The organism is Microbacterium sp. LjRoot45 (genome assembly GCF_964253325.1).
In the GTDB taxonomy this organism is placed as follows: Bacteria; Actinomycetota; Actinomycetes; order Actinomycetales; family Microbacteriaceae; genus Microbacterium.
Window position 1 is genome coordinate 500,559 of sequence record NZ_CAXUQM020000001.1, and the last position, 21,233, is coordinate 521,791.

The 21,233-nt window shown below is 67.8% G+C and carries 22 protein-coding genes; all 22 read left to right on the forward strand.

Annotated elements, in window-relative coordinates:
• Positions 1-213: 213 nt before the first annotated feature.
• The 22 genes from ACSQ18_RS02170 to rplO all read left to right on the forward strand — a co-directional run bounded on the left by ACSQ18_RS02170 (position 214) and on the right by rplO (position 21,213).
• The gene (locus ACSQ18_RS02170) at positions 214-10,827 is read left to right on the forward strand and encodes a hypothetical protein (protein ID WP_436035408.1); all 10,614 of its coding nucleotides are present in this window, start codon (positions 214-216) and stop codon (positions 10,825-10,827) included.
• A 101-nt stretch (positions 10,828-10,928) separates the two neighbouring features.
• A complete protein-coding gene (locus tag ACSQ18_RS02175; RefSeq protein ID WP_144807101.1) occupies positions 10,929-11,144 on the forward strand; it encodes an Rv0909 family putative TA system antitoxin in 216 nt (71 codons plus the stop codon).
• 450 nt (positions 11,145-11,594) lie between these two features.
• Positions 11,595-11,903, forward strand: a complete 309-nt coding sequence (rpsJ, locus tag ACSQ18_RS02180) for a 30S ribosomal protein S10 (RefSeq protein ID WP_005050520.1) — start codon at positions 11,595-11,597, stop codon at positions 11,901-11,903.
• A gap of 7 nt (positions 11,904-11,910) precedes the next feature.
• Positions 11,911-12,570 carry a 50S ribosomal protein L3 gene (gene rplC, locus ACSQ18_RS02185; protein WP_144807102.1) on the forward strand — a complete coding sequence of 220 codons (660 nt, stop codon included), beginning with the start codon at positions 11,911-11,913 and terminating at the stop codon, positions 12,568-12,570.
• Positions 12,571-12,572: 2 nt separating this feature from the next.
• The gene (rplD, locus tag ACSQ18_RS02190; protein ID WP_144807103.1) at positions 12,573-13,235 is read left to right on the forward strand and encodes a 50S ribosomal protein L4; all 663 of its coding nucleotides are present in this window, start codon (positions 12,573-12,575) and stop codon (positions 13,233-13,235) included.
• Positions 13,232-13,531 (forward strand): 50S ribosomal protein L23, encoded by a 300-nt coding sequence (rplW, locus tag ACSQ18_RS02195; RefSeq protein ID WP_144807104.1) that lies wholly within the window; start codon positions 13,232-13,234, stop codon positions 13,529-13,531. The genes rplD and rplW overlap by 4 nt, the downstream gene beginning before the upstream one ends.
• Before the next feature lie 25 nt (positions 13,532-13,556).
• A complete protein-coding gene (gene rplB / locus ACSQ18_RS02200) occupies positions 13,557-14,396 on the forward strand; it encodes a 50S ribosomal protein L2 (RefSeq protein ID WP_144807105.1) in 840 nt (279 codons plus the stop codon).
• Positions 14,397-14,408: 12 nt separating this feature from the next.
• Positions 14,409-14,690 (forward strand): 30S ribosomal protein S19, encoded by a 282-nt coding sequence (rpsS, locus tag ACSQ18_RS02205; RefSeq protein ID WP_144807106.1) that lies wholly within the window; start codon positions 14,409-14,411, stop codon positions 14,688-14,690.
• A gap of 38 nt (positions 14,691-14,728) precedes the next feature.
• Complete coding sequence (rplV, locus tag ACSQ18_RS02210; protein ID WP_144807107.1) at positions 14,729-15,121, forward strand: 50S ribosomal protein L22; 393 nt, start codon at positions 14,729-14,731, stop codon at positions 15,119-15,121.
• The gene (gene rpsC / locus ACSQ18_RS02215) at positions 15,121-15,876 is read left to right on the forward strand and encodes a 30S ribosomal protein S3 (RefSeq protein ID WP_144807108.1); all 756 of its coding nucleotides are present in this window, start codon (positions 15,121-15,123) and stop codon (positions 15,874-15,876) included. Before rplV ends, rpsC begins: the two co-directional genes overlap by 1 nt.
• Entirely contained in the window at positions 15,876-16,295 is a 420-nt protein-coding gene (gene rplP, locus ACSQ18_RS02220) for a 50S ribosomal protein L16 (RefSeq protein ID WP_018171451.1), read from the forward strand. The genes rpsC and rplP overlap by 1 nt, the downstream gene beginning before the upstream one ends.
• On the forward strand, positions 16,295-16,609 hold the full coding sequence (gene rpmC, locus ACSQ18_RS02225) for a 50S ribosomal protein L29 (RefSeq protein WP_144807109.1): 315 nt from the start codon (positions 16,295-16,297) through the stop codon (positions 16,607-16,609). Before rplP ends, rpmC begins: the two co-directional genes overlap by 1 nt.
• A gap of 119 nt (positions 16,610-16,728) precedes the next feature.
• Positions 16,729-16,995 carry a 30S ribosomal protein S17 gene (rpsQ, locus tag ACSQ18_RS02230; protein WP_067165812.1) on the forward strand — a complete coding sequence of 89 codons (267 nt, stop codon included), beginning with the start codon at positions 16,729-16,731 and terminating at the stop codon, positions 16,993-16,995.
• Positions 16,996-17,030: 35 nt separating this feature from the next.
• Complete coding sequence (gene rplN, locus ACSQ18_RS02235) at positions 17,031-17,399, forward strand: 50S ribosomal protein L14 (RefSeq protein ID WP_144807110.1); 369 nt, start codon at positions 17,031-17,033, stop codon at positions 17,397-17,399.
• A gap of 2 nt (positions 17,400-17,401) precedes the next feature.
• Positions 17,402-17,761 carry a 50S ribosomal protein L24 gene (rplX, locus tag ACSQ18_RS02240; protein WP_144807111.1) on the forward strand — a complete coding sequence of 120 codons (360 nt, stop codon included), beginning with the start codon at positions 17,402-17,404 and terminating at the stop codon, positions 17,759-17,761.
• A 2-nt stretch (positions 17,762-17,763) separates the two neighbouring features.
• On the forward strand, positions 17,764-18,351 hold the full coding sequence (rplE, locus tag ACSQ18_RS02245) for a 50S ribosomal protein L5 (protein WP_436035417.1): 588 nt from the start codon (positions 17,764-17,766) through the stop codon (positions 18,349-18,351).
• Between the two features lie 67 nt (positions 18,352-18,418).
• The gene (rpsH, locus tag ACSQ18_RS02250; protein WP_144807113.1) at positions 18,419-18,817 is read left to right on the forward strand and encodes a 30S ribosomal protein S8; all 399 of its coding nucleotides are present in this window, start codon (positions 18,419-18,421) and stop codon (positions 18,815-18,817) included.
• 6 nt (positions 18,818-18,823) lie between these two features.
• Positions 18,824-19,360, forward strand: a complete 537-nt coding sequence (gene rplF / locus ACSQ18_RS02255) for a 50S ribosomal protein L6 (protein ID WP_144807114.1) — start codon at positions 18,824-18,826, stop codon at positions 19,358-19,360.
• Between the two features lie 2 nt (positions 19,361-19,362).
• The gene (gene rplR, locus ACSQ18_RS02260) at positions 19,363-19,722 is read left to right on the forward strand and encodes a 50S ribosomal protein L18 (protein WP_144807115.1); all 360 of its coding nucleotides are present in this window, start codon (positions 19,363-19,365) and stop codon (positions 19,720-19,722) included.
• Positions 19,719-20,411 carry a 30S ribosomal protein S5 gene (rpsE, locus tag ACSQ18_RS02265; RefSeq protein ID WP_436035419.1) on the forward strand — a complete coding sequence of 231 codons (693 nt, stop codon included), beginning with the start codon at positions 19,719-19,721 and terminating at the stop codon, positions 20,409-20,411. Before rplR ends, rpsE begins: the two co-directional genes overlap by 4 nt.
• Positions 20,411-20,596 carry a 50S ribosomal protein L30 gene (rpmD, locus tag ACSQ18_RS02270; RefSeq protein ID WP_144807117.1) on the forward strand — a complete coding sequence of 62 codons (186 nt, stop codon included), beginning with the start codon at positions 20,411-20,413 and terminating at the stop codon, positions 20,594-20,596. The genes rpsE and rpmD overlap by 1 nt, the downstream gene beginning before the upstream one ends.
• Positions 20,596-21,213 (forward strand): 50S ribosomal protein L15, encoded by a 618-nt coding sequence (gene rplO, locus ACSQ18_RS02275; protein ID WP_144807118.1) that lies wholly within the window; start codon positions 20,596-20,598, stop codon positions 21,211-21,213. Before rpmD ends, rplO begins: the two co-directional genes overlap by 1 nt.
• Positions 21,214-21,233 lie beyond the last annotated feature (20 nt).

The window sequence follows — 21,233 nt, forward strand, 5'->3', positions numbered from 1 at the left end:
TTGCGTCGTGACTCATCTATTACGCGACTAATCCTCAAGATCGGCTCAAGATTGGGTGAGGACGACAGGGTTTGCTCAGGATCGCCTCAAGCGGCAGATTGAGCGGCAATTCGGTAGGCACGGCTCGATAGCGTGACAAGCGGAGGGACACCCGACCCTCTCGTCTCTTCGCGTCCCCGAGCGATGAGACTCCGCTACTGCAGAGGTTTCATCATGCCTGCCTTCAGCATGCTCACTCGCGCGCGCTCCTGGGTCTTCGCCGTCATCATCGCCTTGGTTCTGACCCTCGGACTCGTGGCCGTCCCGACCATCGCGAGTGCCACGGAACCTGTCGGCACCGCGACGGGAGTTTCGGTGAGCTCGACCGGCGCCACTGTCCTCGCCGGCGGCACTGGCCGAGTCACGGTGCGTGCATCGAACCCGTCGGGCGCGGACCTGTACAACGCGAGCGCGGTCGTCGTGCTGCCCGTCGGCGTGACGTACGTCAGCGGCAGCTCACCCGCAGCTCCCGGCGGTCCGGGGGAGCCGACCGTGCAGAACTGGACCCCCGACCCGAACGATCCGGATGCCGAGAACCCTTACACCGCGCAGGTGCTCGTCTGGGAGAACGTGGCGGACCTGCCGCTGGGGGCCTCGACGCAGGTGGCGTTCTCGGTGCGGGCCGATGACGACCGATACCCGGTGGGCTCGTCGTTCGAGCTGGGTGCGGGCGTCTACGCGAACAGCAATGAGCGGGTGGTCCCGACCGTCACGGTGCCCGCTTCGGGGGCGCCAACGGTCACCGACGCCACCGAGGGCGGGTCCGTCGACGCTGATGTCACGGTTACCGCGATCAGTGTGTCGAAGACGGAGATCGCCAACGCCGAGGCCGAGGTCTATCGCGGACCGCAGAACCCGGCCACCTGGAAGGTCTCGGTGCGCACCGCGCCCGAGGCAGGATCGAACAACGTCGTCGTCTCGGACTACGTGCCGGCCACCTTCACAGTGCTCGGGTGTGCCGACGCGGACTACACCTGTCAGATCGTCGAGCTCGACGGTGAGGTCTTCACCAAGCTCACGTGGAAGCTCGGCGATGTGGCGCGCGACCGGACCATCGATCTGACCTACGACGCTTACGTCGCGCTGCGAGAGGTCACCCTCCCCGGCGCAGCCTCCCCGGGGGCGCCGACGCGTCCGACGACGGGCGGCTACGGCGTGACCAACACCGTCGACGTCACGGCCACCTACACCGGCAACGTCGCCACCGGCGGCAGCACCTCGATCACGACATCCGCCGAGTCGACCGTCACCGTGCTCGACGTGGGTGTGGTCAAGTCCGCGGCCTCCGGAGACTTCGCCGTGGGCGGCACGAAGGAGTACAGCTTCACGGTGCGCACCAGCGAGTACGTCGATTCCTCGGACATCACCGTCGTCGACACCATTCCCGACGGCATGTGTCCCGTGCTCCCCGCCGGTGTCACCGTTTCCGGCGACACGTGGCCGGCGGAGTGCTCCGCCGCGCAGAGCGGCACCGGAACCGTCTCAGGTGCGGGGGCCATGGAGTCTGTGGACTTCGACGCGGCGACGGGACGCTTCACGGTGACGTTCTCGGTGGTGGACCGCGACGAGGACGAAGACGCGACCGTGCGCTACTCCGTCTTCATGCGCAGCCACTATCAGGACGGCACCCGCACGTCGGCAGGCGACAGCTTCGCCAACCGCGTGCACCTCGAGGGCACGGTGGAGCCGGTGGCTTCCAACACCGTCGATTCCGGCACCGCGCCCGGAGACAACGACTCGTCGGCCACGGTCGGCACGTCCGGCGTCTCGCTCACCAAGACCGTGTGGGAGAACTCTGACCGACTCGCGATCACCGGGGTCGCCGGCGCCGGCACCACGTGCACCGCCACTTCCGACTACACGAAGCCCGCGGCATCCTCGTCGCCCGCCCTCCAGCTGGGAGACCTCGTCTGCTTCCGCATCGAGGCGACCTTCCCGACGGGTGTCGCCACTCGTGACGTGCAGCTCACCGACTTCCTGCCCGTCGGCACCTCGATGGTCGCGTGGGCGGCCAGTTCCGGTGCCGGACGCGCGACGGTCACCGCCCTCGACACTCCGACGGCGACCTCGACCCGCTGGCGTCTGGGCGAGCTGGCGGCCGGGGCGTATTACGTCGCTCCCGGCGACTCCCTGCAGCTCTATGTCCTCGGTCGCATCGACTCGGTGCCGCAGACACAGCCGCGCATCACCGGCAACCTCGCGAAGATGCGCTACTCCTCAGGCGATGGCAGCATCGTGGCGCTGCGTGATGACGTGGGCGTGCGCCTGGCGCCGGCCCCGCCGCTATCGCTGGACAAGAAGGTCGACGGCGCCAACGCGCTGAGCCCGGTGCAGGAGGGGCAGGACCTCTCCTTCACCATCGACGTGCGCCACGATGGCACAGCCGGAGGACTGAGCGACTACCCCCTCGATGAGATCGAAGTCCAAGACGTTCTGCCGGCCGGCTTCGACTGCGACGACATCACCACGGCGTCGCCGGCGATCACTGCGGCGGACTGCAGCGTGCGCGGCGGTCGCGTCGTCGTCACCTGGGTGCTCGACCTCAGCGCCGATCCGCTCCGCGATGGCGAGACCACGACGATCTCCTACACGCTGCGCGTGCCGTCGCCGCTGTCAATCGCGTCGGCGCACACCAACGACGCCGCCGTGACACGGTTCACCTCGGTCAGCACGAACGGTATCGATGCGGATGCCGCGGGCCCCACGTTCTATCCGACCAACCCGATCGGCGCGTACGAAGGGCAGATCAAGAACGCGCCCCAGGCGGCGGACTCCACCACGATCTCGCTGCCGAACGCGGAGGTGGACAAAGTGGTGACGGCCACCGGCGTCACCGAGACGAACAACAACGCGACCGGTCAGGCGACCGTCGGGGAGACCGTCACGTGGAACTACTCGGCGAAGATCCCGGCGAAGACCACCGTCTTCAACGGCGTGCTCGACGAGCTGCCGCCCACCGCCGCGCGCTGGGTTGCCGTCGGCTCGCCCTCGCTGATCGCTTCGCCCGCCGGGATCACCGTGGCCGACGGCTGCACGCAGGCGACGAACGAGTTCCGCCTGTGCACGACCGCCGGCGCGAACTTCGGCGACTTGCTCTTCCCGACGACGTGGACGAACACCACTACCACCGAGGCGGTGTTCACCGTTTCTTTGACGATGCGCGTGGCCGATGTCGTTCCCAATGCGAACAACACGACCCTCGTCAACGAGGCGCGCATGATGAGCACGCCCACCACCGCGACGACGGGGGCCACCGAGCGTGACCGCGACGACGCGCAGGTCACCATCGTGCTGCCGAATCCAACGATCGGGAAGAACGTGTCCCTCGTGGGGGCCACCGGACCCTGGCTGACGACCGACACCGAAGCGACGGGCGGTCAGACCGTCTACTACCGTCTGCGCGCGTCCAACTCCACCGGTCGTCCGCCGCTGCACGAGGGCGTGATCGTCGACTGCATCGACAGTCGCCTACTCGACGTGACAAGCCTCACGAGCTCGTCGGTAGCGACGGTCTCCGGCCCTGTGGCGGGCGATGGCACCAACGGCTGTGCTGTGGGGCGCACCAAGTACACCTGGACGCTCGCTGCGGCTCTGACCCCGGGCAGCGTGGACATCGTGTACTCGGCGCGCGTGCCGTCACCGATCGTCGCCAGCAGCACCTTCGTGAACACCGCGACGATCTCGGGCACGACCATGTCGGGCACGGTCGCCGGTGAGCGCACGATCACCCCCGCCTCGGCCAACCGCACCGTGACGGCGGCCGTGCCGCCCGTGACGAAAGTGAAGACGTCGCCGACCGGGTCGGCCGTCGCCGGGGAACCGGTCACATGGCGGGTGACTGTCACCGTGCCCGCGGGAGTCAACTTCTACCAGGCGCGCATCCTCGACACGTTGGGTGCGCCGCTGGGCATCGCTGCCGACGCGACGTATGAGCTGAGCTGCGGAGCGGACTGGACAGGTCCCTGCCCGACGGCCACCCGCCTCCCGTCGCCGGCCGGCAACACCCAGGTGCTCGGCGTGTACCTCGACGACATCGCCGCCGCGCCCGCTGCTCGCACGCTGACCCTCGACGTCACCTCCACGGTGCCCACCACGATCGCAACCTCAGTGCTCTCGGCCCAGAACCAGGCGCGCATCACGTGGGACGCAACCGACGGTACGGCGCCTACCACCGCGGTCCCGGGCACGGCCACGTCGGCAACCGCTACCGCAACGGTGCAGATCCGTCAGCCGCGGGTGTCGGTCTCGAAGTCGGTGAGCGACGCGGGGACGCCGAAGGCGCAGGGCGAGATCTTCACCTACTCGGCGACGATCACGGCATCCGGCGACACCACTCTGCATGGCAAGACGGCCCACAACCTCGTCGTGGTCGACACGCTGCCCACCGGCGTCTACCCGGTGGTCTCCACCACCGACGGCACCCGCGTCGCCGATGGCGCGACTGTCGCCGGCGGCGAGTGGAACGCGGCGGCGCGCACCATCACGTGGCGCATCTCCTCCCTCGACGTCGGCAGCCCGCAGACGGTCACTTACCCGGCGCGGCTGGAAACGGCCTCGACACTGTCGGGCGAGGCGCTCACCAACTCGATCGTTCCTCAGTCGTGGACATCCCTCCCGAACGACGGCAAGATGTACGGCCCAGGCACGGCCTCGACCGCCGCGGTGACGCCCGCGTTCCCGCGCATCAACACCTCGAAGACGCAGGTCACCGCCAACCCGGTGTACATCGGTCAGGACGTGAGCTTCACCATCACCCTGCGCAACGCTGGCACAGCGACGGCGGTGTCGATGGATGCCGTCGACACTCTGCCCGCGAACTGGAGCTACGTCGCCGGTTCGACCGTCATCGACGGTGTTGCCGCGGCGGACCCCTCCGCGTCGGGCCAGACCCTCACCTGGGCGGACCTCGGTGCGCTGACGACGAACGCCACCCACACGATCACCTACCAAGCGGTGGCCGGCACGAGTGTAGCTGTGGGGAGCGCGCAGCCTCACACCAACACCGCGGTCGCTGCACGCGTGACCGATGCCACGGGCGGCACGTCGTACAACAGCGGCAACGGCTCGTACATCGGCAACAGCGGCCAGGCCACCGCGCTCATCCACCAGGCCGACCTGCGGCTCGCCAAGCGGGTCGTCGCGAACACCTTCGTCGCGGGCCAGACGGGGCAGTTCAGCCTCACGGTGACCAACAACGGCCCCGATCCGGCCGTGGGCGTCCGAGTCGCTGACACGCTCACGCTGCCGGCGGGGGTCACTTTCCAGGGCGCGTCCGGAACAGGCTGGACCTGTGGGACTCCCGACGGGTCGGGCGTGCTCACCTGCGTGCGCACCTCCGCGAGCGAGACGCTGGCCTCCGGGGCGAGCTTCCCGATCATCACTGTGACCGTCGCCATTGCGGCCGATGTCGTCTCAGGCGCCGAGGTGCCCAACACGGCCACCGTCGCCGCCAACACCGAAGACCGCACTCCGGCGAACAACACCGCCACCGCAACCGGCACCGTCACGACTCGTGCCGACCTCGGCGTGGTGAAGACGGTGACGACCCCGGCAGTCGGTGCAGTGACGGCGGGTGAGCAGATCGAGTGGTCGATCACCCTCACCAACCACGGCCCGTCCGTCTCGCGCGGAAGCGCCGGTAACCCCATCGTCCTGCGCGACACGCTACCGTCCCAGGTCACTGGCGCAGCGCTCGTGGGCACCGCGCCCGACGGTTGTGAGATCGCCTCCGGCGTGCTCACCTGCCGCATCGCGCACGATCTCGCCGTGGGGGACACCATCACCGTCCGGGTGCGCGGCACCGTCGACAGCGCGGTGGCCGCCGGGACGAACGTGATAGTCAACACGGCATCCGTCACGCCGGTCACCACCGACCCGGTCACGAGCAACAACATCTCCACAGTGCGCACCGACGTCGCCGTCGAGGAGGACCTCACCATCGTCAAGGAGGTCATCGACCCGGCGCCGCCGGCGCCGGTCACGCCGGGCGAGACGGTGTCGTACCGTGTGACCGTCGGCAACCGCGGACCGTCCGACGCGCGCGGCATCTTCGTGGTCGACACCCTTCCCGAGGCCACGACTTTCGACGAGATCACCGCGGGTGGCTCGGCCTGGACGGCATCGGTCTCCGGACGCACGGTGCGATTCGCTCTGGTGGGAACGCTCGCCGCGGGCAAAGCTGCTCCGGAGCTGGAGTACACGGTGACCCTCGCCCCGGCCTTCTCCGGCGACAGCGACGACCTCGTGAACACCGCCACCGTCTCCTCCACGTGGCGCGCCGACCAGGCCACCGACGACGCTCAGCCCGGCCCCGCCCAGCCGAGCGCCGACCTCGCGCTGACCAAGACGGTGCGTCCGACCTCGGGTGCCGCCGGTGATCCCGTGCGCGCCGGCGAGACCGCGATCTACACCTTCACGGTCGACAACCGCGGACCGTCGGATGCCGACGCCGTCACCCTCACCGACACGCTGCCGACGGGGCTCACCGCCGTGACGCCGCTGCCGGCGGGTTGCACCATCGACGGCCAGGACCTCACCTGCGTGAAGTCCACGGGACTGGATGCCGACGAGTCGCCGTGGACGGTGCAGGTGACCGTACGAATCGCCGCCTCGTTCCAGGGAAGCACCCTCACCAACGCGGCCGAGGTGGCATCCACCACCTCCGATCCGGTGCCGACCAACAACGTCGACGACGTCGAGCTCCCCGTCATCCAGCGCGCCCACCTCACGGTGGAGAAGACCGCATCGGAGGAGGGGGTGCGTGCCGGCGACGAGGTCGATTGGAGCATCACGATCGGCAACGACGGACCTTCCGACGCGCGGAACGTGTCCCTGAGTGATGTGCTCGATGCCCGCCTCGCGCTCGTGTCCGTTGACCCCGACGACGACATCGTCTGCACGGGAACGGCCTCGCTCGCGTGCACCATCGGGACGATCCCCGCCGGCGGTGAGGTCTCCCTCACCGTCACCACGACCGTGCGCTCTTCGGTCGTCGATGGTGCGACGATCCCGAACACCGCGACGGCCACCTCGACGACCATCGACAGCGCCACCGACGAGCCGGCAACCGCCACCGACGACGACAGCATCGATGTCGTCGCCGTCAGCGAGCTGACCATCGTCAAGACCGCGGTGCAGACCGCCGTCGACGCTGGCGGCATCGCCACCTTCCGCCTGCAGGTCGGCAACGACGGACCGTCGGATGCCGCGGCATCTGTCGTCATCACCGACACCCTGCCCGACGGGCTGACGCTCGCCTCGGCATCGACCATCGGCGGCCCCGCAGTGTGGTCATGCATCACCGACGCGCAGGACGTGCTCTGCGAGCTGCAGGATGCCGATGGCGCCGCGGTCATGCTGGCCGCCGGCGCAGATGCCCCCGTGCTGCAGATCGCCGCGGCCGTCGACCCGTCGCTGAAGGCGGGCGCGCTGACGAACACCGCGACCGTCACGTCGCCGTCGGAGTCGACACCGCCCTCCGACGACGCGACCGTCATGGTGAGCACGTTCGCCGACCTCGGGATCACCAAGGCCGCCGTGGGCACGCCGACCGCCGGTGAACGGTACTCGTGGACGATCGTGGTCACCAACCACGGCCCCAGCGATTCCGTCGCCACCGCCGACGACCCGATCACGATCGGTGACGTGCTGCCCGATGGCACCAGCTTCGTCTCGGCCACGGGAACCGGTGCGACCTGCGATGACGACGCCGGCGGGGTCGCGTGCGAGATCACCTCGACCCTGGCGCCCGGCGATTCGGTGACCATCACCGTCACCGTCGATGTCGCCGAGGGCGTCTCGGGCACCCTCTCGAACACCGCGACCGTCACGCCGGGGCTGACCCCCGAGCCGACCGATGCGGTGTGGCCGAACGAGGCGACGGTCGTCACCCCGACCGTCGTCGAGGAAGCCGACCTCGCGATCGAGAAGACCGTCGTCACCGACGCGGACGACATCGTCGCCGGTCAGGCGATCCGGTGGGAGCTCACGGTGAGAAACCTCGGCCCGTCCAACTCCGACGCAGACGCCGACCACCCGATCGTGGTGACCGACACCCTTCCCGCCGGAGTTACCGCCACCGCGGTGACATCGCCCGGCGATGGGGAGTGCACGATCGGCACCGGAGGGGCCACGGTCAGCTGTGAACTGGCATCCGACCTCGCCACCGGCTATCCGCAGGTCATCGTGATCGACGCGATGGTGGATGCCGATGTGCAGGGCACGATCGTCAACACCGCTACCGTCGCTCCCGGTCTCACCGCGCAGCCGGCAGGCGCCACGGACAACGACGAGGACACGACGTCGTCGTCGGTCGCCGAATCGGCAGACCTGCGCCTGCTGAAGGAAGTGCGGACACCGATCGTCGCCGGTGGTACCGGGACGTACCTGATCCAGGTCTTCAACGACGGTCCCAGTACCGCCCGTGACGTCACCGTCACCGACGTACTGCCCTCCGTGCTCACGTTCGACCGCGTGGTCGTCGCCGACGGCGAGACCAGCCCGTGGACCTGCGCCGCCGACGGGGCCGACCCGACCCTCGTGCTCTGCACATACGACGGGGCTATCCCGCCGGGTGCCGATCCCGTCGAGCTGCTGCTGCAGGTCGCAGCGTCGCCGCAGCTCACGGGCGGTGTGACCAACCGTGCCACGGTGGACTCCACCACGACCGACTCCGACACGTCCAACAACTCCGACTCGGTCACCGGCGTGCTCGTCACGACCGCCGACCTCGTACTCACCAAAACCCACGACCCGGAGGCGCGCGCCGTCGCCGGCGAGGAATTCACCTGGACCGTCACGGTCGCCAACGACGGCCCGAGCGACTCGGCCGCCTCCGAGGCCTCGCCGATCGTCGTCACCGACACCCTGCCCGCCGGTGTGACCTTCGTCGCCGACGGCTCCGATGCCGGCTGCGCGCCGGGTACCGATCCGAAGCAGATCGTGTGCGAGATCACCTCGCCGATCGCCTCGGGTGATGCGGTGTCGTTCGACGTGCGGGTGGCCCTCGACGAGGGCCTCAGCGGCGACGTCACCAACACCGCCGGCGTCGTACCGGGTGAGACCGCCGACGGCGACCTCACCAACAACGACGCCTCCGACACGGTCACCGTGTCGGAGGTCGCCGACCTGTCGATCGTGAAGGATGTCGCCACGTCGCGTGAGGACGTCGTCGCCGGCCGTCAGATCACCTGGACGGTCGTCGTCAGCAACAATGGACCCTCGAACTCCGACGCGGATGTCGATGACCCCATCCGGGTCGTCGACACCCTGCCGGCCGGTGTGAGCTTCGTCTCGGCGGAGGGTGACGAATGGACCTGCCTGGCGGGTGAGCCGACCGAGGACGGCCGCCAGACGATCGTGTGCGAGCGGGTCACCGACCTGCCCGTCGGCGACGCTCCGGTGATCACCGTCACCGGTCTCATCGCCCCCGACGTGCAGGGTGAGGTCCGCAACGACGTCCGGGTGGCCCCGGGCCTGACCGCGGAGCCTCTCGAGGGCGGCGTGTCGAACAACACGTCCGACGCCGTCGTCCCCGTCACCGAGCAGACCGACCTCGCGCTCAGCAAGGCCGTCTCGACGACGATCACCGCGGGCGGCTCCGGCGGGTACACGCTCACCGTGGTGAACCTCGGTCCCTCCTCGGCCCGCGACGTCACCGTTACCGATCCCCTTCCGGACGGCCTCACCTATGCAGGGGTCGACGGCGACGGCTGGAGGTGCGACCCGACGGGAGCCGACGTCACGTGCACCTTCGATGGTGTGCTCGCGCCCGCGGCATCCGCGTCGTTCGTGCTCGAGGTCGACGCGGCAGCCGACCTGGACGGGGACATCGAGAACACTGCTGTGGTCTCGACCTCGACGCCCGACACCAATGCCGACAACGACACGGCCACCGCGTCCGGCACGATCGCCCGGGTCGCCGACCTCGCCATCGTGAAGACCGCGACGGGCACGCCGCGCGTGGGAGACACGTTCGTCTACGCGCTCTCGGTCACCAACAACGGGCCGTCGGATGCCGCCAGCGTCCGCGTGTCGGACCTCGTTCCGGCCGGCCTCGAGGTGGTAGGCGTCACCGGCACGGGCTGGGACTGCGCGGTCGACGCGTCCACCGGCCAGGTGCTGTGCCTGCGTGATGTGCTCGCCGTGGGCGCGACCGCTCCGGTCATCGCCCTCGAGGTGCGTGTGCTCGCCGCGGCCCACCCGGAGGTGTCCAACACCGCAACGGTCACTGCGACGACCCCGGAGGATGCCGGCACCCTCGGCGACAACTCCTCCACCGCCGTGGTCGCCGTGCCGGCGCTCAGCGAGCTCAGCATCACCAAGACGCTGCTCGACGAGCTCGTCACCGGTCAGCAGGCCCGCTACGAGGTCACCGTCGTCAACGAGGGTCCCACGGAGGACCCGGGCCCTGTCACGGTGATCGATGAGCTGCCCGACGGGCTCGTCACGCGTGGCTTCGACATCGAGGGCGCCGACGGCGCATGTGAGATGTCCGCCTCCACCTTCACCTGCACGATCGGCGGGCTCGCCGTCGGTCAGGAGGTGACGATCACCCTCACCGTCGACGTCGCAGCGTCGGCCTCGGGCACCGTGGTGAACACGGCGACAGTGAACTCGGACGCCGATCCCACCCCTTCGGAGGCCTCGGCTTCCGGCGACGTCACCGTCACCGGGCTCGCGTCCAGTGGCGGTACGCTCGCGCCGTACCTGCCCTTCGGCATCGGGCTGCTTCTGCTGGGCGCTGCGGCTCTCTGGTGGGGGCGTCGTCGGACCGTCGAGATGGCGTAGATCGCCGGTCACATTGCCCTGGACCGGGGGCGGCCTTCGCGTCATGATGGTGCCAGCACGACGGCATCCGCCGGTGTGTCCGCCGAGCGGGAGGAGAACATATGGGCATCGAGGATCTCGTGAACCAGGGCAAGGATTTCCTGGAGAAGAACAAGGACAAGATCGAGGAGACGCTCAACTCCGATCAGGCCGAGGAGGTCAGCGACAACGTTCTCGACGCTGCTGCTGAGTTCGTCAAGAAGGTCGCCCCCGAGTCGGCCCACGGCACCGTGGACGACGTCCGGGGCACGATCGACTCGAAGATCGGCAACGAGTAGCACCTCGCCGAACGAGGGACGGATGCCGCGCGGCATCCGTCCCTCCGTCGTTTCCGGCCCGGCAGACGCCGGGCGCGGGGGATTCAGTGAAGCGCGACACGCCCGAGTTTGCGACACGCCCGGGCGGCACGTAGACTAGTCAGGTTCCACATTCCTGCGTGCGCGCCAGCGCGCTGCGGGATCACTGCCAGGGCAGTGCATAGGCGGCGCCTCCTCCTCGCGAGGACCGGTGCAGGGTCCTAGGCCGCGGGCAGCAGAACACCACATCCGACTCCTCACCTGGAAACAGGTTCCGCACGCGTGCGGGGGGAACGGACTGACATCAGAACAGCGGTGCAGCATCCCTCACCGGTTCGCAACACGAGCCATGAGGACGAAGTACCCGGCGTAACCGCGCCACGTGCGTCCAATGCCCGAGAGGTATGACGCGAGAAAGAGAGTGAGCAGACAATGGCGGGACAGAAGATCCGCATTCGCCTGAAGTCGTATGACCACGAGGTCATCGACACGTCGGCGCGAAAGATCGTCGACACCGTGACCCGTGCGGGCGCGACTGTCGTGGGCCCCGTGCCCCTTCCGACCGAGAAGAACGTCGTGTGCGTCATCCGGTCGCCCCACAAGTACAAGGACAGCCGCGAGCACTTCGAGATGCGCACCCACAAGCGTCTGATCGACATCATCGACCCGACGCCCAAGGCCGTCGACTCGCTGATGCGCCTCGACCTCCCGGCCGACGTCAACATCGAGATCAAGCTCTGAGGTCGACATGGCTGACATCAACAACAAGGTTTCCAAGGGCCTGCTGGGTACCAAGCTCGGCATGACCCAGGTCTGGGACGAGAACGGCAAGCTCGTTCCCGTCACCGTCATCGAGGTCGCGCCGAACGTGGTCACCCAGGTTCGCACGCCCGAGAAGGACGGCTACAACGCGGTGCAGATCGGCTACGGCCAGATCGACCCCCGTAAGGTGAACAAGCCCCTGACGGCCCACTTCGAGGCCGCGGGCGTGACCCCGCGCCGCCACCTCACCGAGGTGCGCACGGCGGATGCCGCTGACTACTCACTCGGTCAGGAGCTCACCGTCGACGCCACCTTCGAGGCGGGCCAGCTGATCGACGTCGTCGGCACCAGCAAGGGCAAGGGCACCGCCGGTGTCATGAAGCGCCACAACTTCAAGGGCGTCTCCGCTTCGCACGGTGCGCACCGCAACCACCGCAAGCCCGGCTCGATCGGTGCGTCCTCGACGCCCAGCCGCGTCTTCAAGGGCATGCGCATGGCCGGCCGTATGGGTGGCGAGCGCGTGACCGTCCTCAACCTCACGGTGCACGCCGTCGACGCCGAGAAGGGTCTGCTGCTCGTCAAGGGCGCCGTCCCCGGTGCGCGCGGCCGCATCGTCTACGTCCGCAACGCAGTGAAGGGTGCCTGATCATGGCTGACTCGACTCTCGCGCTCGACGTCCACGGCGTCGGCGGAAAGAAGGCCGGTTCGGTCGAGCTTCCCGCCGCCCTGTTCGACGTCAAGACGAACATCCCGCTCATCCACCAGGTCGTCGTCGCGCAGCTCGCGGCGGCTCGCCAGGGCACGCACTCGACCAAGCGTCGTGGCGAGGTCTCCGGCGCCGGCCGCAAGCCCTTCAAGCAGAAGGGCACGGGTAACGCCCGCCAGGGCTCGATCCGCGCGCCGCACATGACCGGTGGTGGCATCGTCCACGGCCCCAAGCCGCGCGACTACTCGCAGCGCACGCCCAAGAAGATGATCGCTGCGGCGCTCCTGGGTTCGCTCAGCGACCGCGCTCGCGGTGGCCGTCTGCACATCGTCGACTCCTTCGGCATCGAGGGCACGCCCTCGACGAAGGCTGCCGCCGCCGTTCTGACCGGCCTGTCGGCCGTCAAGAACGTCCTGGTGGTCATCGACCGCGACGACGAGATCACGATCAAGAGCGTGCGCAACCTCGCGTACGTCCACGTGCTCCCCGTCGGCCAGCTCAACGCCTACGACGTGCTCGTCTCCGACGACATCGTCTTCACCAAGGCCGCCTACGACGCGTTCGTCGCTGCGAAGGCCGGCGCCACCGAGGAGGTCTCGGCATGACCGCTGTGAACAAGGACCCGCGCGACATCATCCTGAAGCCGGTCGTCTCCGAGAAGAGCTACGGGCTCATCGACGAGGGCAAGTACACGTTCCTCGTGGACCCCCGCGCGACCAAGACCGAGATCAAGCTCGCCATCGAGAAGATCTTCGGCGTCAAGGTCGCCGCGGTGAACACCATCAACCGCGTGGGCAAGGCCCGTCGCACCCGCTTCGGCATCGGCAAGCGCAAGGACACCAAGCGCGCGATCGTCACGCTGAAGTCGGGCACCATCGACATCTTCACGGCAGTCGGCTGACGGTCGGGATAGAGGACAACACACCATGGCTATTCGCAAGTACAAGCCCACGACCCCGGGTCGTCGCGGTTCGTCGGTGGCTGACTTCGCCGAGATCACGCGCTCGACGCCGGAGAAGTCGCTGCTGCGCCCCCTGTCGAAGACCGGTGGCCGCAACAACCAGGGCCGCATCACCACCCGTCACATCGGTGGCGGACACAAGCGCCAGTACCGTCTGATCGACTTCCGTCGCAACGACAAGGACGGCGTCAACGCCAAGGTCGCTCACATCGAGTACGACCCCAACCGCACGGCGCGTATCGCGCTCCTGCACTACTTCGACGGTGAGAAGCGCTACATCCTCGCCCCGAACAAGCTGCAGCAGGGCGACATCGTCGAGTCGGGTGCCGGCGCGGACATCAAGCCGGGCAACAACCTGCCGCTGCGCAACATCCCCACCGGTACCGTGATCCACGCGATCGAGCTCCGCCCCGGCGGCGGCGCCAAGCTCGCCCGCTCCGCGGGCACCTCGGTGCGTCTCGTCGCGAAGGACGGCCCCTACGCCCAGCTGCGTCTGCCGTCCGGCGAGATCCGCAACGTCGATGCGCGCTGCCGCGCGACCATCGGCGAGGTCGGCAACGCCGAGCAGTCGAACATCAACTGGGGCAAGGCCGGCCGCAAGCGCTGGAAGGGCGTCCGCCCGACCGTCCGCGGTGTCGCGATGAACCCGGTCGACCACCCGCACGGTGGTGGTGAGGGCAAGACGTCCGGTGGACGTCACCCCGTCTCTCCTTGGGGCCAGGCTGAGGGTCGCACCCGCCACGCCAACAAGGAAAGCGACAAGTACATCGTCCGTCGTCGCAACGCCGGCAAGAAGCGTAAGTAGGAGTAGAGGAAGATGCCTCGCAGCCTTAAGAAGGGCCCCTTCGTCGACGAGCACCTGCTTCGCAAGGTCGTCTCGCAGAACGAAGCCGGTACCAAGAACGTCATCAAGACCTGGTCGCGCCGTTCGATGATCATCCCCGCCATGCTGGGACACACCATCGCCGTGCACGACGGACGCAAGCACATCCCCGTGTTCGTGTCCGAGACCATGGTCGGCCACAAGCTGGGCGAGTTCGCGCCCACCCGCACCTTCCGCGGCCACGTGAAGGACGACAAGAAGGGCCGCCGCCGCTGACGCGGGGGCGTTCCAGAGAGGACTAGAGGAGGAGAGACATGGTGGAATCCATCGCACGCGTGAAGCACATCCGCGTGACCCCTCAGAAGGCTCGTCGTGTCGTCGCGCTCATCAAGGGCAAGCAGGCTCAGGAGGCACTCGCCATCCTGAAGTTCGCCCCGCAGAGCGCCAGCGAGCCGATCTACAAGCTCGTTGCGGCAGCAGTCGCCAACGCCCGCGTGAAGGCGGACAAGGACGGCGAGTTCCTGGACGAGCAGGACCTGTACGTGAAGAACGCGTACGTGGACGAGGGCACGACGCTGAAGCGTTTCCAGCCCCGCGCCCAGGGTCGTGCCTTCCAGATCAAGAAGCGCACGAGCCACATCACCGTCGAGCTCGCGACCCCCGAGGTCGCTGAGGTCGCGACCACGACCAAGAAGGCGAGCAAGTAATGGGACAGAAGGTCAACCCGTACGGCTTCCGCCTCGGCATCACCACGGACCACGTGTCGCGTTGGTTCTCCGACTCGACGAAGCCGGGACAGCGTTACGCCGACTACGTGGCCGAGGACATCAAGATCCGCCGGCTTCTGCAGACGCAGCTCGACCGCGCCGGCGTCAGCGGCATCGAGATCGAGCGCACGCGTGACCGCGTTCGCGTCGACATCCACACCGCCCGCCCGGGCATCGTGATCGGTCGCCGCGGCGCCGAGGCCGAGCGCATCCGCGCCGACCTCGAGAAGCTCACCGGCAAGCAGATCCAGCTGAACATCCTCGAGGTCAAGAACCCCGAGGCCGACGCTCAGCTCGTCGCGCAGGGCATCGCCGAGCAGCTCTCTGCCCGTGTCGCCTTCCGTCGCGCGATGCGCAAGGGTCTCCAGGGCGCACAGCGCGCCGGCGCCAAGGGCATCCGCATCCAGGTCTCCGGCCGCCTCGGCGGCGCGGAGATGAGCCGGTCGGAGTTCTACCGTGAGGGTCGTGTGCCGCTGCACACGCTCCGCGCGAACATCGACTACGGCTTCTACGAGGCCAAGACCACCTTCGGCCGCATCGGCGTGAAGGTCTGGATCTACAAGGGCGATCTCACCAACAAGGAGCTCGCGCGCGAGCAGGCCAACGCGCCGAAGTCCCGCGGTCGTGACGACCGCGGCGACCGTCGCCGTGGCCCGCGCAACGAGGCCCCCGTCGCAGAAGGAGCGTCTGCCTGATGCTTATTCCCCGCAAGGTCAAGTACCGCAAGCAGCACCACCCGGGTCGCTCGGGCCAGGCCACCGGTGGCACCAAGGTGTCGTTCGGTGAGTTCGGCATCCAGGCGCTCACGCCCGCTTACGTGACGAACCGTCAGATCGAGTCCGCTCGTATCGCTATGACGCGTCACATCAAGCGTGGTGGAAAGGTGTGGATCAACATCTACCCCGACCGTCCGCTCACCAAGAAGCCGGCTGAGACCCGCATGGGTTCCGGTAAGGGCTCGCCCGAGTGGTGGGTCGCGAACGTCAAGCCGGGTCGCGTCCTCTTCGAGGTCGCCGGCGTCAACGAGGAACTCGCTCGCGAGGCCCTGACCCGTGCAATCCACAAGCTGCCTCTCAAGGCACGCATCATCAAGCGCGAGGAGGGCGACGCGTAATGGCCGTCGGCACCAAGACGCTCGCTCCGAGCGAGCTCGATACGTTCGAAGACCAGCGCCTCGTCGAGGAGCTGCGCAAGGCCAAGGAAGAGCTGTTCAACCTGCGCTTCCAGTCGGCCACCGGCCAGCTCGAGAGCCACGGCCGCATCCGTGCGGTCAAGCGCGACATCGCGCGGCTCTACACCGTGATCCGTGAGCGCGAGCTCGGCATCCGTGCCACGCCCGCGCCCGTCGAGGTCGCGACGAAGGCGAAGAAGACGAAGGCCAAGAAGGCGGATGCCGCTGACGAGGCTGCGAAGGAAGAGGCCGAGTGATGGCTGAGACTGAGAAGAAGGCTCCGGCCAAGAAGCCGGCCGCCAAGAAGCCCGCAGCCGCTGCGGTGGCCGAGCCCGTCGAGACGCAGGTCGCCGGCCACGAGTCGGCAGCGCACGACGTGCGTGACGCCGACGCCCGCGGGTACCGCAAGGCGCGCCGCGGCTACGTCGTCAGCGACAAGATGGACAAGACCATCGTCGTCGAGGTCGAGGACCGCGTGAAGCACCCGCTTTACGGCAAGGTCATCCGCCGCACGTCGAAGGTCAAGGCGCACGACGAGGCGAACACCGCCGGCATCGGCGACCTGGTCCTCATCAACGAGACCCGTCCGCTCAGCGCCACCAAGCGCTGGCGCCTGGTCGAGATCCTCGAGAAGGCCAAGTAAGGCCCCCGGCCTTCTTGGAACCCAAGGAGTAAGAAGTGATTCAGACTGAATCCCGCCTCAAGGTCGCCGACAACACCGGCGCCAAGGAGCTGCTGACCATCCGCGTGCTCGGTGGCTCCAGCCGCCGCTACGCCGGTCTGGGCGACATCATCGTCGCGACCGTCAAGGACGCGATCCCGGGCGGCAACGTGAAGAAGGGCGACGTGGTCAAGGCCGTCGTCGTCCGCACCAAGAAGCAGACCCGTCGTGCCGATGGGTCGTACATCAAGTTCGACGAGAACGCCGCCGTCATCCTGAAGAACGACGGGGAGCCCCGCGGCACCCGCATCTTCGGACCGGTCGGTCGTGAGCTTCGCGACAAGAAGTTCATGAAGATCGTCTCGCTGGCCCCGGAGGTCATCTGATCATGGCGAAGCTCAAGAAGGGTGACCTCGTTCAGGTCATCACCGGCAAGAAGCAGGACAAGGGCGGCGACCGCGGCAAGCAGGGCAAGGTCCTCGAGATCCTCGTCGAGCAGAACCGCGTCATCGTCGAGGGCGTCAACTACGTCACGAAGCACAACCGTGTGGGCCAGTCCCAGCGCGGCACGAAGACGGGCGGCATCGAGACGATGGAAGCCCCGATCCACATCTCCAACGTCGCCCTCGTCGACCCCTCGACCAAGAAGCCGACCCGTGTCGGTCACCGTGTCGAGGAGCAGACGAAGGACGGCGTGAAGCGCACCGTCCGCGTGCGCTACGCGAAGAAGAGCGGCAAGGACCTCTGAATATGAGCACCACCACTGCCGCGGCGGCTGGCAAGATCCAGCCCCGCCTGAAGCAGAAGTACCAGGGCGAGATCAAGAAGGCTCTGCAGGAGGAGTTCGGTTACGCGAACGTCATGCAGATCCCCGGGATCGTCAAGGTCGTCGTGAACACCGGTGTCGGCGAGGCAGCTCGCGACAGCAAGGTGATCGAGGGCGCGATCGACGATCTCGTCAAGATCACCGGACAGCGTCCGCTCGTCACCAAGGCCCGCAAGTCGATCGCGCAGTTCAAGCTGCGCGAGGGCCAGGCCATCGGCGCGCACGTCACCCTCCGCGGCGACCGCGCGTGGGAGTTCCTGGACCGCCTCGTGAACCTCGCGCTGCCCCGCATCCGCGACTTCCGCGGTCTGTCGCCCAAGCAGTTCGACGGCAACGGCAACTACACGTTCGGTCTCCAGGAGCAGTCCGTGTTCCACGAGATCAACCAGGACAAGATCGACCGCGTGCGCGGCTTCGACATCACGATCGTCACCACGGCGAAGACGGATGACGAGGGTCGCTCGCTGCTGCGCCAGCTCGGGTTCCCGTTCAAGACGGACGACGCCCAGTAATACCCATCACGAAGGTCGGCTGTCGTGTAACGGCATCCGAAACCGCTGAACAAAGGAAACACACGAAATGACGATGACAGACCCGGTCGCAGACATGCTGACCCGTCTGCGCAACGCGAACTCCGCGCACCACGACACCGTGGCGCTGCCGAGCTCCAAGCTCAAGACGCACATCGCCGAGATCCTCCAGCAGGAGGGCTACATCGCCGGCTGGGAGGTCTCGGACGCCCGCGTCGGACAGACCCTCACCATGACGCTGAAGTACGGCCCGAACCGCGAGCGGTCGATCGCCGGCATCAAGCGCGTCTCGAAGCCCGGTCTCCGCGTCTACGCGAAGTCGACCGAGCTCCCCAAGGTCCTCGGTGGCCTCGGCGTCGCGATCCTGTCCACCTCCTCCGGTCTCCTCACGGACCGCCAGGCCGAGCAGAAGGGCGTGGGTGGGGAAGTCCTCGCCTACGTGTGGTGATCTGACATGTCGCGTATTGGACGTCTTCCCATCGACATCCCCGCAGGAGTGACCGTCGAGGTCGCCGGCCAGGATGTCGCCGTCAAGGGCCCGAAGGGGGAGCTGAAGCTCACCGTCGCGCGTCCGATCGAGGTTGCGGTCGAAGAGAACCAGGTTCTGGTCTCGCGTCCCGACGACGAGCGCGCATCGCGTTCGCTCCACGGTCTTACCCGCACCCTCATCAACAACAACATCATCGGCGTCACCCAGGGCTACACCAAGGGCCTCGAGGTCGTCGGCACCGGTTACCGCGTCGCGCAGAAGGGCACGGCGGTCGAGTTCGCACTCGGCTTCTCGCACCCTGTTCTCGTCGAGGCTCCGGCCGGCATCACCCTGACCGTCGAGGGCAACAACAAGCTCACCGTCAGCGGCATCGACAAGCAGGCGGTCGGTGAGGCCGCCGCGAACATCCGCAAGATCCGCAAGCCCGAGCCCTACAAGGGCAAGGGTGTGCGGTACGCCGGCGAGAACGTTCGCCGCAAGGCCGGAAAGAGTGGTAAGTAACCATGGCTATCACGTCCAAGTCCGACGCCCGCGCGCGTCGTCACAAGCGCCTTCGCAAGAAGGTCGTGGGCACCGAGTCGCGTCCGCGTCTCGTCGTCACCCGCTCTGCCCGCCACGTCTTCGTCCAGGTCGTGGACGACAGCAAGGGCCACACCGTGGCCTCGGCATCCACGCTCGAGACCGACCTGCGCGGCTTCGAGGGTGACAAGACCGCGAAGGCCCGCAAGGTCGGCGAACTCGTCGCCGAGCGTGCCAAGGCGGCCGGCATCGAGGATGTCGTGTTCGACCGTGGTGGCAACCGCTACGCGGGCCGTGTCGCGGCGATCGCCGAAGGCGCCCGCGAAGGGGGACTGAACCTGTGAGCGAAATCAAGGAGACCGAAGTGGCAGCCACTGCCGAGCAGACCGCGCCCGAGGGCACGACTGCGACCGAGGCGACCACCGAGCGTGAGCGCGAGCCGCGCCGCGGTGGCCGCGAGCGCAACCCGAACCGTGACCGCAACTCGCGCGACCGCAACGAGAGCCAGTTCCTCGAGCGCGTCGTGACGATCAACCGCGTGTCGAAGGTCGTCAAGGGCGGTCGTCGCTTCAGCTTCACGGCGCTCGTCGTCGTGGGTGACGGCAACGGCCTCGTCGGGGTCGGCTACGGCAAGGCCCGCGAGGTGCCCCTGGCCATCTCCAAGGGTGTCGAAGAGGCCAAGCGCAACTTCTTCCGCGTTCCCCGTGTCGGCTCGACCCTCCCGCACCCCGTGCAGGGTGAGGCCGCTGCCGGTGTGGTGCTCCTGCGTCCGGCTGCCGCCGGTACCGGTGTTATCGCCGGTGGCCCGGTGCGTGCCGTGCTCGAGTGCGCCGGCATCCACGATGTGCTGTCGAAGTCGCTCGGTTCGTCGAACACGATCAACATCGTGCACGCGACCGTCGCGGCCCTGAAGCAGCTCGAAGAGCCCCGTGCGGTCGCCGCGCGCCGTGGTCTGGACTTCGACCAGGTCGCGCCCGCCCGCCTCGTCCGTGCCGAGGCTGAGGCCGCGAAGGCACAGAAGGTTGGTGCCTGATGGCTGCCCGTCTGAAGGTGACCCAGGTCAAGTCCAAGGTGAGCGAGAAGCAGAACCAGCGTGACACGCTGCGTTCCCTCGGTCTCAAGCGGATCGGCGACTCCGTCGTCCGTCCCGACGACTCGCAGACGCGCGGGTACGTCAAGACCGTCGCACACCTCGTGAAGGTTGAGGAGATCGACTGATGGCCGAGAAGGCTGAAAAGGCGACCGAAGAGGTCGTCGAGAAGAAGGCGCCCGCCAAGAAGGCTCCGGCCAAGAAGGCTCCGGCTGCGGCCGCCGCCAAGGACGAGGCCGCCCCCAAGAAGGCGCCCGCCAAGAAGGCTGCTCCGAAGAAGGACGAGAAGGATGCCGCTGCGGCGCGTCCGGGCGTCCTCAAGGTGCACCACCTTCGTCCCGTCCCGGGCTCCAACACCGCGAAGACCCGTGTGGGTCGCGGTGAGGGCTCGAAGGGTAAGACGGCCGGCCGTGGTACCAAGGGCACGAAGGCCCGTTACCAGGTGAAGGTCGGCTTCGAGGGTGGTCAGATGCCGCTCCACATGCGTACGCCGAAGCTGCGCGGGTTCAAGAACCCGTTCCGCGTCGAGTACCAGGTGGTCAACCTCGACAAGCTCGCCGAGCTGTACCCGAGCGGTGGTGACGTCACCGTGAGCGACCTGGTCGCCAAGGGTGCCGTGCGCAAGAACGAGAAGGTCAAGGTGCTCGGCACCGGCGACATCTCGGTCAAGCTCACCGTCGCCGTCGACAAGGTCTCGGGTTCTGCCGAGCAGAAGATCGTCGCCGCGGGCGGTTCGGTCAAGTAGTCCTGTGACAGGGGCCGCCC

What these genes read in the sequence shown, in the direction of transcription:
- ACSQ18_RS02170 (WP_436035408.1), top strand. Translation starts at nt 214, where the DNA reads ATGCCTGCCTTCAGCATGCTCACTCGCGCGCGCTCCTGGGTCTTCGCC.
- ACSQ18_RS02175 (WP_144807101.1), top strand. Translation starts at nt 10,929, where the DNA reads ATGGGCATCGAGGATCTCGTGAACCAGGGCAAGGATTTCCTGGAGAAG.
- rpsJ (WP_005050520.1), top strand. Translation starts at nt 11,595, where the DNA reads ATGGCGGGACAGAAGATCCGCATTCGCCTGAAGTCGTATGACCACGAG.
- rplC (WP_144807102.1), top strand. Translation starts at nt 11,911, where the DNA reads ATGGCTGACATCAACAACAAGGTTTCCAAGGGCCTGCTGGGTACCAAG.
- rplD (WP_144807103.1), top strand. Translation starts at nt 12,573, where the DNA reads ATGGCTGACTCGACTCTCGCGCTCGACGTCCACGGCGTCGGCGGAAAG.
- rplW (WP_144807104.1), top strand. Translation starts at nt 13,232, where the DNA reads ATGACCGCTGTGAACAAGGACCCGCGCGACATCATCCTGAAGCCGGTC.
- rplB (WP_144807105.1), top strand. Translation starts at nt 13,557, where the DNA reads ATGGCTATTCGCAAGTACAAGCCCACGACCCCGGGTCGTCGCGGTTCG.
- rpsS (WP_144807106.1), top strand. Translation starts at nt 14,409, where the DNA reads ATGCCTCGCAGCCTTAAGAAGGGCCCCTTCGTCGACGAGCACCTGCTT.
- rplV (WP_144807107.1), top strand. Translation starts at nt 14,729, where the DNA reads ATGGTGGAATCCATCGCACGCGTGAAGCACATCCGCGTGACCCCTCAG.
- rpsC (WP_144807108.1), top strand. Translation starts at nt 15,121, where the DNA reads ATGGGACAGAAGGTCAACCCGTACGGCTTCCGCCTCGGCATCACCACG.
- rplP (WP_018171451.1), top strand. Translation starts at nt 15,876, where the DNA reads ATGCTTATTCCCCGCAAGGTCAAGTACCGCAAGCAGCACCACCCGGGT.
- rpmC (WP_144807109.1), top strand. Translation starts at nt 16,295, where the DNA reads ATGGCCGTCGGCACCAAGACGCTCGCTCCGAGCGAGCTCGATACGTTC.
- rplX (WP_144807111.1), top strand. Translation starts at nt 17,402, where the DNA reads ATGGCGAAGCTCAAGAAGGGTGACCTCGTTCAGGTCATCACCGGCAAG.
- rplE (WP_436035417.1), top strand. Translation starts at nt 17,764, where the DNA reads ATGAGCACCACCACTGCCGCGGCGGCTGGCAAGATCCAGCCCCGCCTG.
- rpsH (WP_144807113.1), top strand. Translation starts at nt 18,419, where the DNA reads ATGACGATGACAGACCCGGTCGCAGACATGCTGACCCGTCTGCGCAAC.
- rplF (WP_144807114.1), top strand. Translation starts at nt 18,824, where the DNA reads ATGTCGCGTATTGGACGTCTTCCCATCGACATCCCCGCAGGAGTGACC.
- rplR (WP_144807115.1), top strand. Translation starts at nt 19,363, where the DNA reads ATGGCTATCACGTCCAAGTCCGACGCCCGCGCGCGTCGTCACAAGCGC.
- rpmD (WP_144807117.1), top strand. Translation starts at nt 20,411, where the DNA reads ATGGCTGCCCGTCTGAAGGTGACCCAGGTCAAGTCCAAGGTGAGCGAG.
- rplO (WP_144807118.1), top strand. Translation starts at nt 20,596, where the DNA reads ATGGCCGAGAAGGCTGAAAAGGCGACCGAAGAGGTCGTCGAGAAGAAG.